Here is a 15,075-nt window from a genome sequence, read left to right as displayed (position 1 = left end):
TGGTTCACGTTGACACGGTAGGCCGCGCCGATCAGCGTCAGCGCCGGCGTGACTTCGTAGTTGATGCCCAGCCAGTAGTGGTTGGCCTTGGTCGGGGCGCCCGCAGCAGCATCCGGCGCTGACAGGTTTTCATACGCCGCAAACAGCTTCGCCTTGCCGATGGTGTACGTGCCGCCGATCGTCGCTTCCTTCGAGAAATTGAAGATGTCGCTGAACTTGCCGTTGCCGTCGCGGATCACGTCGTAGATCGCGCGCACTTCCAGCGGGCCCGTCTTGTAGACGGCGGACACGCCATCGCGGCGGCTGTTCGTGAACGAGCCGGGTTGCTCGCCCAGGCCGGTCTGCAGGCCGATCTGGAAGCCGCCCCAGGTCGGGCTCTGGTATTCGACGACGTTGTTGGCGCCCGGCCAGTTGCGCCCGCGCACCAGCGTGGCCGAGCCAATGAACTGCTGGCCGGTCGGGTCGAGGAACCAGACGTCGTTGCTGATGAAGAGGTTCTTGCCGGCCGTCAACGTGCCCCAGGTCGGGCTGGACAGGCCGACGTACGAACGCCGATTAAACAACGCGTCGCCGTTGGTCCGGCCTTGGGCCGCGCCAAAACCGGACTCGAGCCGGAAGAGCGCCTGCAGGCCACCGCCGAGATCCTCCTTGCCCATGAACCCGAACATGCTGGTCCCCCACTGGTTGTCGGCGGCGCGCCAGAGGCTGCCGCCCGGCGAGGTCGCGGTGGGGGCGACGTTGTTCTGGTAGTCGATGCCGCTGGCGACGCGGCCGTACAGCGTGACGTTGGTTTGTGCAAGGGCGGGAGCGGTCCAGCCAGCGAGCGCAAGGCCGCACGCCAGCATCCCGCGAACAGCGGTGGTTCGATTCATGACGTCTCCTGAAATGTTTTTGTAGGCGGGGTCCGGTGCGGCGCGTGGTTTGAGATCGCTGGAGGCACACACCAAGCATCGTCACCGTCCCCAGGCGCATTTGTAGTCGGGGCGGCCTTAACGTGGCAAACTACAAATTCTTCGTTGGACGTTAAATTTTTCTTAACGAGAACGCATGCCCCGGCGCCTCCCTCCCCTTAATGCATTGCGCGTCTTTGAAGTCGCGGGCCGCCACTTGAGTTTCAGCCGGGCTGCGGACGAGCTTTGCGTGACCAACGCTGCTGTCAGCCACCAGATCAAGCAACTCGAAGATCATCTGGGCAAAAAGCTCTTTGCGCGCCGCAACAACCAGCTCACACTGACAGACGCGGGCGACAACTACCTGCCTCGCGTGCGCGACGCGCTGCGTGCGCTCGAACAAGCCACCGACCTGCTGATGGACACCGCCGACGCGCCGCTGCGTGTGGCCGTGCCGCCAACCTTCGGCGCCAAATGGCTCGTGCCCCGGCTATACCGATTCTTCAACCAGCATCCGCACGTGCGCGTCGAGGTCTCCACCGCCGACGTGCAAGACCACGGCCAGTTCGATCTGTGCATCGACGACCGGCAAGTCAACGCGCCCAACCTGCGCGTCGAGTGGTTCACCTCCACCGATTTCTTTCCCGTGTGCAACGCCACGCTGCAGGCGGCCATCCGCATGCCGCAGGACCTCGCCACGCAAACGCTGTTGCACGAGCGCGGCGGGCGCCATCTCGCGCACCATCCGACGTGGCGGCAATGGCTCGACGAGGTCGGTGTGCCCCACATCGATGCCACGCGCGGGCCGGCGTTTTCCGAAGCCCTGATGGCGCTGCAAGCGGCTATCGACGGCCAGGGCGTGGCGCTCGGCCAGGGCATCCTTGTCGAATACGACATCGCTGCCGGACGCCTCATGCGACCGCTGGCGACCGAAGCCTCGCTGCGCCTGTCGTACTACCTGATCCATCCGCACCAGGCAGCAGAGCACCCGGGCTTTGCATTGTTCCGTCAATGGCTCGTCGATGAAGTTGCGCGTAGCGGCGGCCGCGCACGCAACCAGACCCCGGCAAGCGAGGTGTTTTGATTTCTTTTTGATTGTGGCGTGGCGGGCGCTCTACACTACTCGTCCCTGGCTGCATCGCGCCGAAGAAGGAGCCCGCCATGAGCTTCCCCCGCCCCGCCAACACCCCGTGGCTCGTCCCGTACCTGACCGTGCGCGACGCATCGGCCGCCATCGCGTTCTATCGCAATGCGTTCGGTTTCGGTGTGCAGGATGAGGTGCACGACCATGGCCGCCCGATCCACGTCGAGATGACCTACCAGGGCCAGCTCATGCTGATGTTTGCGCCTGAGGGCGTCTTCGGCTCCACCGCCAAAGCCCCGGCTGGTGCCGGCTTTGAATGCCCGCAGAGCTTCCACCTGTATTGCGACGACGTCGACACCGCGTACCAGAACGCGCTCGACCAGGGTGCCACGTCCATCATGGCGCCGCACGACGCCTTCTGGGGCGAGCGCTACGCCGCCGTGCGCGACCCCGACGGCTATCGCTGGGGCCTCGCCTGCCGCCCCGCGGCGGCCTGATCGCTCCATCGCCTGATCGCCTGACCCGATTCACCACAAGGATTGCTGTAATGGGGCTTCCCCGTTTTTTCGTCGATACGCCGCTTGCCCCCAACACCACCGTCACGCTGCCCGAGGCCGTCACGCGCCACATCCACGTGCTGCGGCTGGCCATTGGCGATGACGTCTGCCTGTTCGATGGCTCCGGCAACGAATTTCGTGCTCGGCTCGACGCCATCAACAAGCGCGACGCCGCCGCCAGCCTTGCGGATGCCACACAGCCCGACACGGAGGCCCGCTACGCCATCACCCTCGCGCAAGGCATTGCCGGCGGCGACAAGATGGATTGGCTGATCGAGAAGGCCATCGAACTGGGCGTCAATGCCGTCACGCCGCTGCAGACCGAACGCGGCGTGGTGCGCCTCTCCGGCGAGCGTGCCGCCAAGCGCGTGCAGCATTGGCAGGCACTGGTGCAGGCCGCGTGCGAGCAATGCGGCCGAGCTCGCGTGCCCGTGGTCGCACCGGTCGCCACGCTGCGTGAATGGCTTGCCGCCGCAAAGTCGACCGACGCGCCGCGCGTGTTGCTGTCGCCGCGTGGCACGCAATCGCTCACCCAATGGGCTGTGCAATCGCGCACGCGCATCAAAGGCAGCGGCATCGTCCTGCTGATCGGCCCCGAAGGCGGTCTCTCGGCCGACGAAGAAGCGCTGGCCGAGGCCGCCGGTTTCTTACCGCTGACACTCGGGCGACGTATTCTGAGAACGGAATCGGCGGCGCTTGTTGCCGTGTCCGCGCTGCACGCCGTGCTCGGCGAGTTCTAACTTCTGACGACGAAACACTGACCGTTTGATCCCCCGGCGGGCCTTTCCCCCGTGCCCGCCACTGACCAAAGGAGCTTCATCATGGGTCTACTCGATTCGATTCTCGGCGGCGGCAATGACGCCAGCGGTGCGCAATCGTCCTTGCTGGGCAACAAGAAGGTGCTGCTTGCTGTGGGCGTGCTGGCCTACCTGGCGATGAAGCACAAGTCGCAAGGCGCGGGCGATGCGGCCGCGCCGCAAGGGCAGGAAGATCAGGGCGGCGGCCTGTTCGGTTCGCTGGGTGGCTTGCTAGGTGCAGCAGGCGGCGCCGGCGCGCTGGGCAGCCTGCTCGGCGGCGCTGGCGGAGCGGGTGGCCTTGGCGGTCTGCTCGGCGGTTTGCTCGGCGGCGGCAGCGGCAATGCGGACCAGGCGGCCGTCGGAGGCCTCGGGCCGCTGCAGCAGATCCTGGAGCAAGCCGGCCTGGGCGAACAGGTCAAATCGTGGATCGGCAATGGCCAGAACCTGCCGGTATCGGGCGAACAGATTACGCAGGCACTGAGCGGCACGGGCGCGCTGGAGGAAGTGTCGAAACTGGCCGCCCACTTCGGCATCAACGAAGGCGACCTTGCGAACCAGCTTGCCGAAGGCCTGCCCGAAGCGGTCAACCATCTCACGCCGCAGGGCGCGGTGCCGGCGGCCTGAACGTCATCGCCGCACAGAAAGAAGCCCGCAATTGCGGGCTTTTTTGCGCCGGCAGTCAGCCCGCCCCGTAGGCCGTTCGGCCCGCATCGCGCAGCGCCTGCACCACATGCAGCGCTGCCGGAGACAACAGCCGGTCCGTCCGCGTGATGATGCCGAAGTCATCCATCTGGCACGGCATCGGCAACGGAAGAATCGCCAGCATCTGATACGTCGCGTAATACTGCGCGACGTCGGCGCCAATTACGGCCAGCATGTCGCTCTGCTCCAGGATGCGCGTCAGGAACAGCAGCGCGGAGGTTTCCACCACGCTTGTCGGCGCTGTCAGGCTCTCCCGCTGGAACATCAGATCGAACCGGTGACGCAGCACGCTGCCGATGGGCGGCACCACCCAGGTGGCCGGCTGCACGTCCGCGAGCGTCAGCGACGGTTCCGCCAACAGCGGATGCCCCGGCCGCGCCACCGCCACCACCGGCTCGTCGGCCAGCGGCTCGTAGCGCAGGTGCAGCTTGTCGTGCTCGGCAAACAGGCGGCCGACCACCAGGTCGAGTTTGTCTTGCGCCAGGCGTTCGAGCAGCACGTTGCTGCTTTCGATTTCCAGCGACACCCGCAGCCCGGGATGCTCGCGTGTGATCTGCGCCACCACCGGCGGCAGCAGCCGCACGCCCGGCGACGTGATCGTCCCCACCGCCACATGCCCGAGGTGCCCGGCCTTGAGACCAAGCACTTCCTCCTGGGCCTGGTCCAGGCTGCCGACGACTGCGCGCGCGTGCCGGATCAGCGCATCGCCATAGCGCGTTGGCCGCATGCCGCGCGGCATACGCTCGAACAACTGCACATCGAGCATGGCCTCTAGCTCCCGTAGCAGCTTGGAGGCGGCGGGCTGCGTCATGTTGAGCGCGGCGGCGGCCCGGTGAATGTTGCCCTCCTCGGCCAGGGCAATCAGCAGCAGCAGTTGTCGGGTCTTCAGGCGCGCACGGACATACCAGGGGCTGTTCGACATCGGATCTTCCTCGGGATATCAAATCGGATATCGGTCACGACCAATATTTCATTGGAAGGATATCAGGGCGCTCCGTACACTCGGTCCGATCAAAAAACCACAACCACACCGGAGACAACGGACGTGCCGCGCGGCCCGCAACTGCCACGCGGCCGATCGATGCGCGCGCGCCTCGACAACCACGTCCGTGACACACGCACCCATGTCGGAATCGAAACCCAAGCTGCGCTCGGCCCAATGGTTCGGCACCGCCGATAAGAACGGCTTCATGTATCGAAGCTGGATGAAGAACCAGGGCATTCCCGATCACGAATTCGACGGCCGCCCGATCATCGGCATCTGCAATACCTGGTCGGAACTGACGCCCTGCAACGCGCATTTCCGCAAGCTGGCTGAACACGTCAAGCGCGGCATTTACGAGGCGGGCGGGTTTCCGGTGGAGTTTCCGGTGTTCTCCAACGGCGAATCGAACCTGCGCCCGACCGCCATGCTCACCCGCAACCTCGCGGCCATGGATGTTGAAGAGGCGATTCGCGGCAACCCGATCGACGCGGTGGTGCTGCTCACCGGCTGCGACAAGACCACGCCCGCCCTGCTGATGGGCGCGGCAAGCTGCGACGTGCCTGCCATCGTCGTGACCGGCGGGCCGATGCTCAACGGCAAGCTCGACGGCAAGAACATCGGCTCGGGCACGGCGGTGTGGCAACTGCACGAATCGCTCAAGGCGGGCGAGATCGACCTGCATCATTTCCTGTCGGCGGAAGCGGGGATGTCACGCTCGGCAGGCACGTGCAACACGATGGGCACGGCGTCCACCATGGCATGCATGGCCGAAGCGCTCGGCACATCGCTGCCGCACAACGCGGCCATTCCGGCGGTGGACTCGCGGCGCTACGTGCTCGCGCATATGTCCGGCATCCGCATCGTCGAGATGGCGCTGCAAGGGCTGACGCTGTCCAAGATCCTCACGCGCGCCGCGTTCGAAAACGCCATCCGCGCCAACGCAGCCATTGGTGGTTCGACCAACGCCGTGATCCACCTGAAGGCGATTGCCGGGCGCATTGGCGTGCCGCTTGAGCTGGAAGACTGGTCGCGCATCGGCCGGGACACGCCGACCATCGTTGACCTGATGCCCTCGGGCCGCTTCCTGATGGAGGAGTTCTATTACGCGGGCGGCCTGCCGGCGGTGCTGCGCCGACTCGGCGAGGCGAACTTGCTGCCGCATCCCGATGCGCTGACCGTCAACGGCAGGACGCTGTGGGACAACGTCAAGGACGCGCCCATCACCGACGACGAAGTCATTCGCCCGCTCACCAACCCGCTGATCGACGATGGCGGCATTCGCGTGCTGCGCGGCAATCTGGCGCCGCGTGGCGCGGTGCTCAAGCCGTCTGCGGCGAGCCCGGAGCTGCTCAAGCATCGCGGCCGCGCAGTCGTCTTCGAAAACCTGGAGCACTACAAGGAACGCATCGTCGACGAGTCCCTGGAGGTCGATGCCAGCTCCGTGCTGGTGATGAAAAACTGCGGGCCGAAGGGATATCCGGGCATGGCCGAGGTCGGCAACATGGGCTTGCCGCCCAAGCTGCTGCGCCAGGGTGTGAAGGATATGGTGCGCATTTCCGACGCACGCATGAGCGGCACCGCCTATGGGACGGTGGTGCTGCACGTCGCGCCCGAAGCTGCGGCGGGCGGCCCGCTGGCCGCGGTGCAGGACGGCGACTGGATCGAACTCGACTGTGAAGCCGGCACGCTCCACCTGGACATCGCTCCAGAGGAACTCGCGCGCAGGCTCGCGGCCTACCAGCCCCAGCGTTCGCATGGCGAGGCCGGCGGTTACCAGCGCCTGTACGTCAACCACGTGCTGCAGGCTGACGAAGGCTGCGACCTCGATTTCCTGGTCGGCTGCCGTGGCGCCGCCGTGCCGCGCCACTCGCACTGAGCCAAGGAAAGACCGATGGACATCTCTCAAACCGCAGGCGCCGCTCCGGCTTCGGCCGACGCCTCGCAGGAGCAGCGCATCGTCGGCATGCTCACGCGCAAGCTGATGCCGTTCCTGGCGCTGATCTACGTGGTGGCGTATATCGACCGCTCCGTAGTCGGCTTCGCCAAACTGCACATGAACGCGGCGGTAGGCATCGGTGACGCTGCCTACGGGTTGGGAGCTGGCCTGTTCTTCATCGGCTATTTCCTGTGCGAGGTGCCGAGCAACCTGGCACTCGAACGCTTCGGCGCACGCCGCTGGTTCGCGCGCATTCTGTTCACGTGGGGCGTCATCACCATGGCCATGGCGCTGGTCAGCGGCCCGGTCAGCTTCTATGTGCTGCGCTTCCTGCTCGGTGCGGCGGAGGCCGGCCTGTACCCCGGCATTCTGTATTTCCTGACCAAGTGGTTTCCAATGCGCCATCGCGCGCGCATCGTCGGCTTGCTGGTGCTGGCACAGCCCGTCGCGCTCATCATCACCGGGCCGATGGCGGGGTGGCTGCTGTCGGTGCCGGGGCTCTTCGGCATGTCGAGCTGGCAAACGCTGTTTGTGGTCAGCGGCTTGCCCGCCACGCTGCTGTGCGTGCCGACGCTGCGCATCCTGCCGGAATCCCCTTCGCACGCACGCTGGCTGCCGGCCGCGGACCGCGCGTGGATCGAGCGCGAGCTGGCCGCAGATCAGGCCGCTTATGCGCTGAAGTCGCACGGCAGCCCGCTCAAGGCGCTCAAGGATGTGCGGGTGCTGTTGCTGTCGCTGCTGTTTCTGCCGTTTCCGCTGAGCATCTACGGCCTGTCGCTGTGGCTGCCGACGATCATCAAGCAGTTTGGCGTGAGCGATGTCGCCACCGGTCTGCTGTCCGCCGTGCCCTATCTGTTTGCCGTGGTGGGCTTGTACCTGGTGCCGCGCCATTCGGACCGCACGGGCGAGCGCTACTGGCACATCGCCATTCTCTCGGCGCTGGCCGCGCTCGGCATGGCGGCCAGCGCGTGGGTTCAAGCGCCTGCGCTGCAACTGGGCAGCCTCTGCCTGTTCGCGTTTTCGGCCTATGCAATTCAGGCCGTGTTGTGGACGCTGCCGGGACAGTTCCTGACCGGCACGAGCGCTGCAGTCGGTATCGCAACCATCAACTCGCTGTCCAACCTGGGCGGTTACCTCGGCCCCTATGGCATGGGCATCCTCAAGAACGCCACAGGCAGCCTTTCTGCAGGTCTGTACTTCCTGGCCGCCGCGCTGGCATTTGCGGTGGTGATGACGTTCATCGTCCGCGCTGTGCTGGGCGCACGCCAGCACCTTTCCTGACACCCATTCTCGACTTCACGATTTCATGACCCGCAACAGCAAGCCGCGCTACCAAGGCATCTTTCCGGTGGTGCCCACGACGTTCACTGAAACGGGCGAACTCGATTTGCCGAGTCAGAAGCGCGCCATCGATTTCATGATCGACGCCGGCTCCGATGGCCTGTGCATCCTGGCGAATTTCTCCGAGCAGTTTTCGCTGTCGGACGACGAGCGCGAAGTGCTCACCCGCACCGCGCTGGAACACGTAGCCGGCCGCGTGCCCGTGATTGTCACCACCTCGCACTACAGCACGCAGGTCTGCGCGCAACGCAGCCGCCGCGCTCAGGACATGGGCGCCGCCATGCTGATGGTGATGCCGCCCTATCACGGCGCCACCTTCCGCGTGCCCGAAGTGCAAATCTACGAGTTCTTTGCGCGCGTGTCGGATGCCGTTGGCATTCCGATCATGATTCAGGATGCGCCGGCCAGCGGCACGGTGCTGTCTGCGGCGTTCCTCGCACGCGTGGCCCGCGAGCTCGAGCAGGTGGCCTACTTCAAGATCGAAACGCCCGGTGCGGCGGCCAAGCTGCGCGAGCTGATCCGCCTCGGCGGCGACGCCATCGAGGGTCCCTGGGACGGCGAAGAAGCCATCACGCTGCTGGCCGATCTGGATGCCGGCGCCACGGGCAGCATGACCGGCGGCGCGTATCCCGACGGCATCCGACCGATCATCGAGGCGCACGCCAAAGGACAACACGATCTCGCCTTCGAGCTGTATCAGCGCTGGCTGCCGCTCATCAATCACGAGAACCGACAGGCCGGCATCCTGGCCGCCAAGGCACTGATGAAGGAAGGCGGCGTGATCGCCTGCGAGGCATCGCGCCATCCGTTGCCGCCGATGCACCCAGACACGCGCCGGGGCCTGATCGACATTGCCCGGCGGCTCGATCCGCTGGTCCTGCGTTGGGGGCGATAGCCATGCACGGTGAACGTACCCCCGTTGCGATCGGCATTGTTGGCGTCGGCAAGATTGCACGCGATCAGCATCTGCCGGCACTCGCCGCGCAGCCCGGCTTCTCGCTCGCGGCCTGCGCGAGCCCGCATTCGCGCATTGACGGCCTGCCGCATTACACGACGCTCGACGCCATGTTGGCTGACGAACCCACGCTGCGTGCGGTGTCGCTGTGTACGCCACCACAAGTGCGGTTTGTCCAGGCCCGCGCGGCACTCGCTGCAGGCAAGCACGTGATGCTGGAGAAGCCTCCGGGCGCCAGCGTGGCGGAAGTGGCGATCCTCGCTGAACTGGCGCGGGAGCGCGGCTGCACCTTGTTTGCCTCGTGGCATTCGCGCCACGCACCCGGTGTCGAGGCCGCTCGGGAGTGGCTGGCAAGCCGCGCCATCGTCTCGGTCGACGTGCAATGGAAAGAAGACGTGCGCCGCTGGCACCCGAACCAGGCATGGATCTGGGAACCCGGCGGGCTGGGCGTGTTTGACCCGGGTATCAACGCGCTGTCGATCCTGACCCGCGTGCTGCCGCATGCGTTCTTCCTGAAGGCGGCCGACCTGTGGGTGCCCGCCAATCAGCAGACGCCGATTGCCGCCCACCTCGCATTCACCGATGAACGCGGCACGGCAATCCAGGCGGAATTCGACTGGCGCCATGACGCAGGCGAGCTATGGCAGATCGACGTGACCACGCGCGACGGCACCTTGCGGCTGGCACAAGGCGGCAAGCAATTGACCATCGACGGCGTTGAGATCGACGTCGGCCCGGAACGCGAATACCCGAGCCTGTACACACGCTTTCTCGAACTGATCGGCAGCGGCGAAAGCGATGTCGATGTCCGCCCGCTTCAGCACGTAGCCGACGCCATGCTGCTCGGTCGGCGCCATTTGATCGATCCGTTCGTGCCGTGAGGCACGCCCCATTCACGTAGTGCCATAAGAGCCATTCCAACGAGGAGACAACCATGCAACGCAAACTTCGCCGGCTGACCCTGTCCGCCATTGCAGCCACCCTGTGCCTGGCGCCGCTGGCCGCCAGCCTGCCCGCCCACGCCGACGAGCCGCTCAAGATCGGCTTCCTGGTCAAGATGCCCGAGCAGGCCTGGTTCATCAACGAGCAGAAAGCCGCCACCGAGCTTGGCAAGAAGGACGGCTTCTCGGTGGTGAACATCGGCACGCCCGATGGTGAAAAGGTGCTGTCCGCCATCGACAACCTGGGCGCGCAAGGTGCCAAGGGCTTCGTCATCTGCGCGCCGGACGTGCGCCTGGGACCGGCTATCTCGGCACGCGCCAAGCACTACAACATGAAGTTCGTCACGGTTGACGATCAACTCGTCGACTCGTCCGGCAAGCCGCTGGCCAACGTGCCGCATCTGGGCATGTCGGCATTCAAGATCGGCAACCAGGTCGGCCAGGCCATCTCCGACGAGATGAAGCGCCGCGGCTGGAAGCCCGAGGAAGTGGGCGCGCTGCGCATCACCAACTATGAACTGCCGACTGCCAAGCTGCGCACCGACGGTGCCACGCAGACGCTGCTGGCCGGCGGCTTCAAGAAAGAGAACATCTTCGACGCGCCGCAAAAGACCACCGACGACGCGGGCGGCTTCAATGCTGCGTCGCCGGTGCTGGCACAGCATGCGGGCATCAAGAAGTGGGTGATCTTCGCGCTCAATGAAGAGAGCGTGCTGGGCGGCGTGCGCGCCACCGAGCAGCTGCACATTCCGGCCGCCGATGTGATCGGCGTCGGCATCAATGGTGCAGGCGAGGCGTTCGCCGAATTCCAGAAGAAGGAGCCGACGGGCTTCTTCGGCACGATTGCCGTCAGCTCGACCAATCACGGCAAGGACAGCGCTGCAAACCTCGTCGATTGGATCAAGACCGGCAAGCAACCGCCGGCCGATACGCAGACCACCGGCAAGCTGATGGTGCGCAGCAACTGGCAGGAAGTCCGCAAGGAACTGGGCATTTGATGCAACGCGCGGCGCGGGCCTGCCCCGCGCCTCTCGCGCATCTGCAAAGAGCAACCGATGACAGTCCAATCACTTGATGAGAGCGGCCCGCCTGACGCTTCCGCTGGCGCGTACCTGAAGCTTGACGGCATCACCGTGCGCTTTCCTGGCGTGCTGGCGCTCGACCACGTTTCGCTCGACATCCGCCGCGGCGAGGTGCACGGCCTGATGGGCGAGAACGGCGCGGGCAAATCGACGCTGCTCAAGGTGCTGTCGGGCGTCAACCAGCCGGAGGACGGCACGCTGTCGCTCGACGGCGTGCCGCAGCAGTTCACGAACACGCGCGCGGCCATTGCGGCGGGCATCGCCATCATCTATCAGGAACTGCACCTCGTGCCCGAACTGACGGTGGCGGAAAACCTGATGCTCGGTGCGCTGCCCAACCGCTTTGGCGTGCTCGACGAGAAGACGCTGATCGCCCGTGCGCTGCGCGAACTCGAGCGGCTGGGCGAGAAGCTCGATCCGGCCCAACCCGTCAAGCATCTGTCGATCGGTCAGCGCCAGATGATCGAGATCGGCAAGGCGCTGATGCGCGACGCCCGCGTGATCGCGTTCGACGAACCCACGAGTTCGCTCTCCTCGCGCGAAACCACGCAGTTGTTCCGCATCATTCGCGCGCTCAAGGCCGAGGGCCGCGCGGTCATCTACGTCACGCACCGCATGGAGGAGGTCTACGAACTGTGCGATCGCGTGACCGTGTTCCGTGACGGCCGGCATATCGACACGTTCAACGCCGGCGCGAACCTCGACCGCGAACGGCTGATCCGTTGCATGGTCGGCCGCTCGATCCAGGACGTGTACGGCTACAAGCCGCGCCCGCTCGGCGAGGTAAAGGTCGACGTGCGCGGCCTGACGGGGCCCGGCTTGAGCGAACCCGCATCGTTCCGCGCGCATGCAGGCGAAATCGTCGGCTTCTTCGGGCTGGTGGGCGCTGGGCGCTCCGAGCTAATGAAGCTGCTCTACGGCGCGGTCAAACCCACGGCAGGCGAAGTCCACCTCAAGGGCAAGCGCGTTCAGTTCAACACGCCGCGCGATGCGGTGCGCGCAGGTGTCGCGCTCTGTCCGGAAGACCGCAAGCAGGAAGGTATCGTCTCAATTGCCTCGGTGTCCGATAACCTGAACATCAGTTGCCGGCGCCACTTCAGCCGCTTCAGCGTGCTGAACAACCGGCAGGAAGCGCGCACCACCAAGTCGTTCATCGACAAGCTCGCCATCAAGACCCGCAACGGCGAAACGCCCATCGGCAAGCTGTCGGGCGGCAATCAGCAGAAGGTGATCCTCTCGCGCTGGCTGGCGGAAGACATCGACGTCTTCCTGATGGACGAGCCCACACGCGGCATCGACGTCGGCGCCCGCAGCGAAATCTACAGCCTGCTCTACGGCCTTGCCGAGTCGGGCCGCACTGTCATCGTCGTGTCGAGCGACCTTGCCGAAGTCATCGGCGTGGCCGACCGCGTGCTCGTGATGAAGCAAGGCCGCATCGTCGGCGATCTGCCCAGAGAGCACGCCTCGCCCGACACCCTCATCAAACTCGCGCTGCCACGTTAGCGCGCGAATCACGCCCTCATGGAAACCGATCCTATGCAAACGCCATCCACCGACTCCGTGCCGGGCGGCCCGCCATTGGCCGCCCCTGGCATCCCCAGCCGCGCAGCCCTCACGTGGGAGCTGGTCAACCGATCGGGCATCGTCGTGGTGTTCGTCTTGCTGTTCACCGCGCTGGCGTTCACGGTGCCCGGCTTCATCAGCAGTCGCAACATCCAGGGCCTGCTGCTCTCCGTCACCCTGATCGGCTCCATCTCGGTCACGATGATGTTCGTGCTCGCCCTCGGCGAGGTGGACTTGTCCGTTGCCTCCATCGTCGCGTTTGCGGGAGTGGTGGCGTCAACGCTCATCACCGCGACACACAGTGTGGTGCTGGGCGTCGGGGCTGGCGTGCTTGCGGGCGGCCTGGTCGGCCTCGTCAACGGCGTGCTGGTGGCGCGCTACCAGATCAACTCGCTGATCGTCACGCTGGCGATGATGGAAGTCGTGCGCGGCCTCGCCTTCATCACCTCCAACGGCGACGCGGTGATGATCTCCGAAGAGAGCTTCTTCGACCTGGGCGGCGGGTCATTCCTCGGCATCTCGTACCCGATCTGGAGCAATATCGTCGGCTTCGCGCTGTTCGGTTTCCTGCTCAAGAAGACGGTGTTCGGCAAGAACGTGCTCGCCGTCGGCGGCAATGAGGAAGCCGCACTGCTTGCCGGCCTGCCGGTGACGCGCATCAAGATCGCCGTGTTCGTCCTGCAGGGCCTGGTGACCGGCTTTGCCGGCGTGATGCTGGCCTCCCGCATGAGCCTGGGCGATCCGAAAACTTCGGTCGGGCTTGAGCTGGGCGTAATCTCGGCCTGCGTGCTGGGCGGAGTTTCGCTCACGGGCGGCGTGGCAACCGTGTCCGGTGTGCTGGTCGGCGTTCTGATCATGGGGTCGGTGCAGAACGCGATGAGCCTGATGAACGTGCCGACGTTCTATCAGTACCTGATCCGCGGCGGCATTCTGCTGCTGGCGGTGTGGTTTGACCGCATCCGCCGCAACAAGCGGGCAGGCTGACCAGCCGGCCAGCACATTCTCAAGGCAACAAAAAAGCCCGCATGTGCGGGCTTTTTCATTTCAACGCCGATCAATCAGCGGTCGGGCAAGTTCACGCAAACGAATAGAACACGCGGAACTGGACCTTGCGCTCGCCCCAGAATTCGGCCGCGTCGCGGAACACGTCCAGCAGCACTTCGCGCGCTTCCTTGTCGAACTTGGGTTGGCACGGCAGCCCCTCCAGCACGATGACAAAACCCGGCTGCGGGCCGGCCTTGTAGATCATGTCGGTCAGGCAGTCAGCCAGGGCGTCGAAGTTCTTGCCGAAATGCTTCGGGAACAGGAACTCGCGTGCAATCACGTCGAGCACTTCGCTCTTGGTGGTCGCGGCCGCGCAGTTGGCGTACAGGAAATGCTGGCCCAGACTGGCCGCCGACTCGGCCAGATCCGCCACGCGAAACGCGCGGATCGACTGCACGATATTCGGACGCACCGTCTTGAACAGGTTCATGGCGTCTTCGCGACCTCCATCGTCGTCCGTCTGAGTATTGTCCTGCGTCATGGTGTTCTGCGGTGCGGTTTGAGGCAACTTGGCCGCTCCCCCGACGCGTGCGCCCAGGGCTTGCATCCCGACCACACCGTCGTACAGATTTTGCGCCTTGTGCCACGCCTCGCGGGCCACGCGCTCATCGCGTGCGGTGAGCGAGTCGTCCAGCCCAAACATGTTGGTCGTCATCGCTGTATCCGTTGAAAACTGTTGTAGTGATCTTCCGTGTAGTAGCAGTCGTTCGCCGCTTGCTGATCGCCGCCACAGATGATGCGTCGGGCGCCGCGGTTACGAGCCCCCCGCGTCTTCACGGTGTACTCGTGGTAATAGCCACGCCGTTGCGCAGGCAAACGTCGCTCATAGTTGCCGAACGTGGTGCCATCCTTTGCATAGGGAAACGGGCCGCCCTGCTCAATCAGTGCCAGCGTGCGCTGCGCCTCGTTGGGCAGGTCTGCCGGGCGAATGGTTCCCACGGCGGCAGCCATGCCGGTGGTGTCCCGGGCAACCGCATTGGCCGGCAAGCCGGTTACCGACAACGCAAGCGTTACCGCCAGCGCGCCACGCGCCGTCGCCTGAGATACGGAGCGGCCGATCCACGCTCCAAGTCGCTTTGTCATCAGCAGGCCCTAACGGGAGAATCGCGCCGACCGGAGCCCGGCGCAGGTCACAAGCGCAGGTGGCCGCCCAATAACGATCTGGACAGCCGGTTTGCAGCTGAAAGCGAAGCGGCTC

15 protein-coding genes are annotated in these 15,075 nt (G+C 65.3%); 11 read left to right on the top strand and 4 right to left on the bottom strand.

From position 1 onward, the window contains the following. A partial coding sequence (locus ACTJK4_RS24205) for a porin (RefSeq protein WP_440819137.1) occupies nt 1-872 on the bottom strand: 872 nt, incomplete at its 3' end. A 175-nt stretch (nt 873-1,047) separates the two neighbouring features. Between ACTJK4_RS24205 and gcvA the strand changes: the two genes are divergently transcribed. The 4 genes from gcvA to ACTJK4_RS24185 all read left to right on the top strand — a co-directional run bounded on the left by gcvA (nt 1,048) and on the right by ACTJK4_RS24185 (nt 3,952). After that, a complete protein-coding gene (gene gcvA / locus ACTJK4_RS24200; protein WP_316871796.1) occupies nt 1,048-1,974 on the top strand; it encodes a transcriptional regulator GcvA in 927 nt (308 codons plus the stop codon). Between the two features lie 77 nt (nt 1,975-2,051). Beyond that, a complete protein-coding gene (locus ACTJK4_RS24195; protein WP_232041009.1) occupies nt 2,052-2,471 on the top strand; it encodes a VOC family protein in 420 nt (139 codons plus the stop codon). A gap of 50 nt (nt 2,472-2,521) precedes the next feature. Further along, nucleotides 2,522-3,271, top strand: a complete 750-nt coding sequence (locus ACTJK4_RS24190; RefSeq protein ID WP_440819136.1) for a 16S rRNA (uracil(1498)-N(3))-methyltransferase — start codon at nt 2,522-2,524, stop codon at nt 3,269-3,271. Between the two features lie 81 nt (nt 3,272-3,352). Next, nucleotides 3,353-3,952, top strand: coding sequence for a YidB family protein (locus ACTJK4_RS24185; protein ID WP_413412523.1), 600 nt, complete (start codon nt 3,353-3,355; stop codon nt 3,950-3,952). 55 nt (nt 3,953-4,007) lie between these two features. Here the strand turns inward: ACTJK4_RS24185 and ACTJK4_RS24180 are convergent, their stop codons facing one another. Then, nucleotides 4,008-4,952 carry a LysR family transcriptional regulator gene (locus tag ACTJK4_RS24180; protein WP_232041012.1) on the bottom strand — a complete coding sequence of 315 codons (945 nt, stop codon included), beginning with the start codon at nt 4,950-4,952 and terminating at the stop codon, nt 4,008-4,010. A gap of 202 nt (nt 4,953-5,154) precedes the next feature. Between ACTJK4_RS24180 and ACTJK4_RS24175 the strand changes: the two genes are divergently transcribed. From ACTJK4_RS24175 to araH, 7 genes are read left to right on the top strand one after another with little or no spacing between them, the layout of a single operon-like run. After that, nucleotides 5,155-6,891: an IlvD/Edd family dehydratase gene (locus ACTJK4_RS24175; protein ID WP_260774320.1), complete on the top strand. Its 1,737-nt coding sequence runs from the start codon at nt 5,155-5,157 to the stop codon at nt 6,889-6,891. Nucleotides 6,892-6,906: 15 nt separating this feature from the next. Next, the gene (locus ACTJK4_RS24170) at nt 6,907-8,232 is read left to right on the top strand and encodes an MFS transporter (RefSeq protein ID WP_440819135.1); all 1,326 of its coding nucleotides are present in this window, start codon (nt 6,907-6,909) and stop codon (nt 8,230-8,232) included. 25 nt (nt 8,233-8,257) lie between these two features. Further along, nucleotides 8,258-9,187 (top strand): dihydrodipicolinate synthase family protein, encoded by a 930-nt coding sequence (locus ACTJK4_RS24165; RefSeq protein ID WP_440819134.1) that lies wholly within the window; start codon nt 8,258-8,260, stop codon nt 9,185-9,187. A 2-nt stretch (nt 9,188-9,189) separates the two neighbouring features. Then, on the top strand, nt 9,190-10,128 hold the full coding sequence (locus ACTJK4_RS24160; RefSeq protein WP_440819133.1) for a Gfo/Idh/MocA family protein: 939 nt from the start codon (nt 9,190-9,192) through the stop codon (nt 10,126-10,128). A gap of 53 nt (nt 10,129-10,181) precedes the next feature. Continuing rightward, nucleotides 10,182-11,186, top strand: a complete 1,005-nt coding sequence (locus ACTJK4_RS24155; protein WP_440819132.1) for an arabinose ABC transporter substrate-binding protein — start codon at nt 10,182-10,184, stop codon at nt 11,184-11,186. A 57-nt stretch (nt 11,187-11,243) separates the two neighbouring features. Beyond that, nucleotides 11,244-12,773, top strand: coding sequence for an L-arabinose ABC transporter ATP-binding protein AraG (gene araG / locus ACTJK4_RS24150; protein ID WP_440819131.1), 1,530 nt, complete (start codon nt 11,244-11,246; stop codon nt 12,771-12,773). 33 nt (nt 12,774-12,806) lie between these two features. Further along, a complete protein-coding gene (gene araH, locus ACTJK4_RS24145) occupies nt 12,807-13,817 on the top strand; it encodes an L-arabinose ABC transporter permease AraH (protein WP_316871803.1) in 1,011 nt (336 codons plus the stop codon). Between the two features lie 91 nt (nt 13,818-13,908). On the opposite strand, the gene ACTJK4_RS24140 is transcribed toward araH, so the two are convergent. Further along, nucleotides 13,909-14,532, bottom strand: coding sequence for a barstar family protein (locus tag ACTJK4_RS24140; protein WP_316871804.1), 624 nt, complete (start codon nt 14,530-14,532; stop codon nt 13,909-13,911). Beyond that, a complete protein-coding gene (locus ACTJK4_RS24135; protein WP_316871805.1) occupies nt 14,529-14,960 on the bottom strand; it encodes a ribonuclease in 432 nt (143 codons plus the stop codon). The genes ACTJK4_RS24140 and ACTJK4_RS24135 overlap by 4 nt, the downstream gene beginning before the upstream one ends. Between the last annotated feature and the right edge of the window lie 115 nt (nt 14,961-15,075).

Source organism: Ralstonia sp. 22111 (genome assembly GCF_052045895.1).
GTDB lineage: Bacteria > Pseudomonadota > Gammaproteobacteria > Burkholderiales > Burkholderiaceae > Ralstonia > Ralstonia wenshanensis.
The sequence above is the reverse complement of the archived record's forward strand: the minus strand, read 5'-3'. Positions and strand labels throughout refer to the sequence as shown.

Excerpts from the sequence above, each read along its gene's own strand:
- ACTJK4_RS24180 (WP_232041012.1), bottom strand. The coding sequence starts at position 4,952 with ATGTCGAACAGCCCCTGGTATGTCCGTGCGCGCCTGAAGACCCGACAA.
- ACTJK4_RS24160 (WP_440819133.1), top strand. The coding sequence starts at position 9,190 with ATGCACGGTGAACGTACCCCCGTTGCGATCGGCATTGTTGGCGTCGGC.
- araH (WP_316871803.1), top strand. The coding sequence starts at position 12,807 with ATGCAAACGCCATCCACCGACTCCGTGCCGGGCGGCCCGCCATTGGCC.
- ACTJK4_RS24135 (WP_316871805.1), bottom strand. The coding sequence starts at position 14,960 with ATGACAAAGCGACTTGGAGCGTGGATCGGCCGCTCCGTATCTCAGGCG.
- ACTJK4_RS24155 (WP_440819132.1), top strand. The coding sequence starts at position 10,182 with ATGCAACGCAAACTTCGCCGGCTGACCCTGTCCGCCATTGCAGCCACC.
- gcvA (WP_316871796.1), top strand. The coding sequence starts at position 1,048 with ATGCCCCGGCGCCTCCCTCCCCTTAATGCATTGCGCGTCTTTGAAGTC.
- araG (WP_440819131.1), top strand. The coding sequence starts at position 11,244 with ATGACAGTCCAATCACTTGATGAGAGCGGCCCGCCTGACGCTTCCGCT.
- ACTJK4_RS24140 (WP_316871804.1), bottom strand. The coding sequence starts at position 14,532 with ATGACGACCAACATGTTTGGGCTGGACGACTCGCTCACCGCACGCGAT.
- ACTJK4_RS24165 (WP_440819134.1), top strand. The coding sequence starts at position 8,258 with ATGACCCGCAACAGCAAGCCGCGCTACCAAGGCATCTTTCCGGTGGTG.
- ACTJK4_RS24185 (WP_413412523.1), top strand. The coding sequence starts at position 3,353 with ATGGGTCTACTCGATTCGATTCTCGGCGGCGGCAATGACGCCAGCGGT.
- ACTJK4_RS24195 (WP_232041009.1), top strand. The coding sequence starts at position 2,052 with ATGAGCTTCCCCCGCCCCGCCAACACCCCGTGGCTCGTCCCGTACCTG.
- ACTJK4_RS24175 (WP_260774320.1), top strand. The coding sequence starts at position 5,155 with ATGTCGGAATCGAAACCCAAGCTGCGCTCGGCCCAATGGTTCGGCACC.
- ACTJK4_RS24190 (WP_440819136.1), top strand. The coding sequence starts at position 2,522 with ATGGGGCTTCCCCGTTTTTTCGTCGATACGCCGCTTGCCCCCAACACC.
- ACTJK4_RS24170 (WP_440819135.1), top strand. The coding sequence starts at position 6,907 with ATGGACATCTCTCAAACCGCAGGCGCCGCTCCGGCTTCGGCCGACGCC.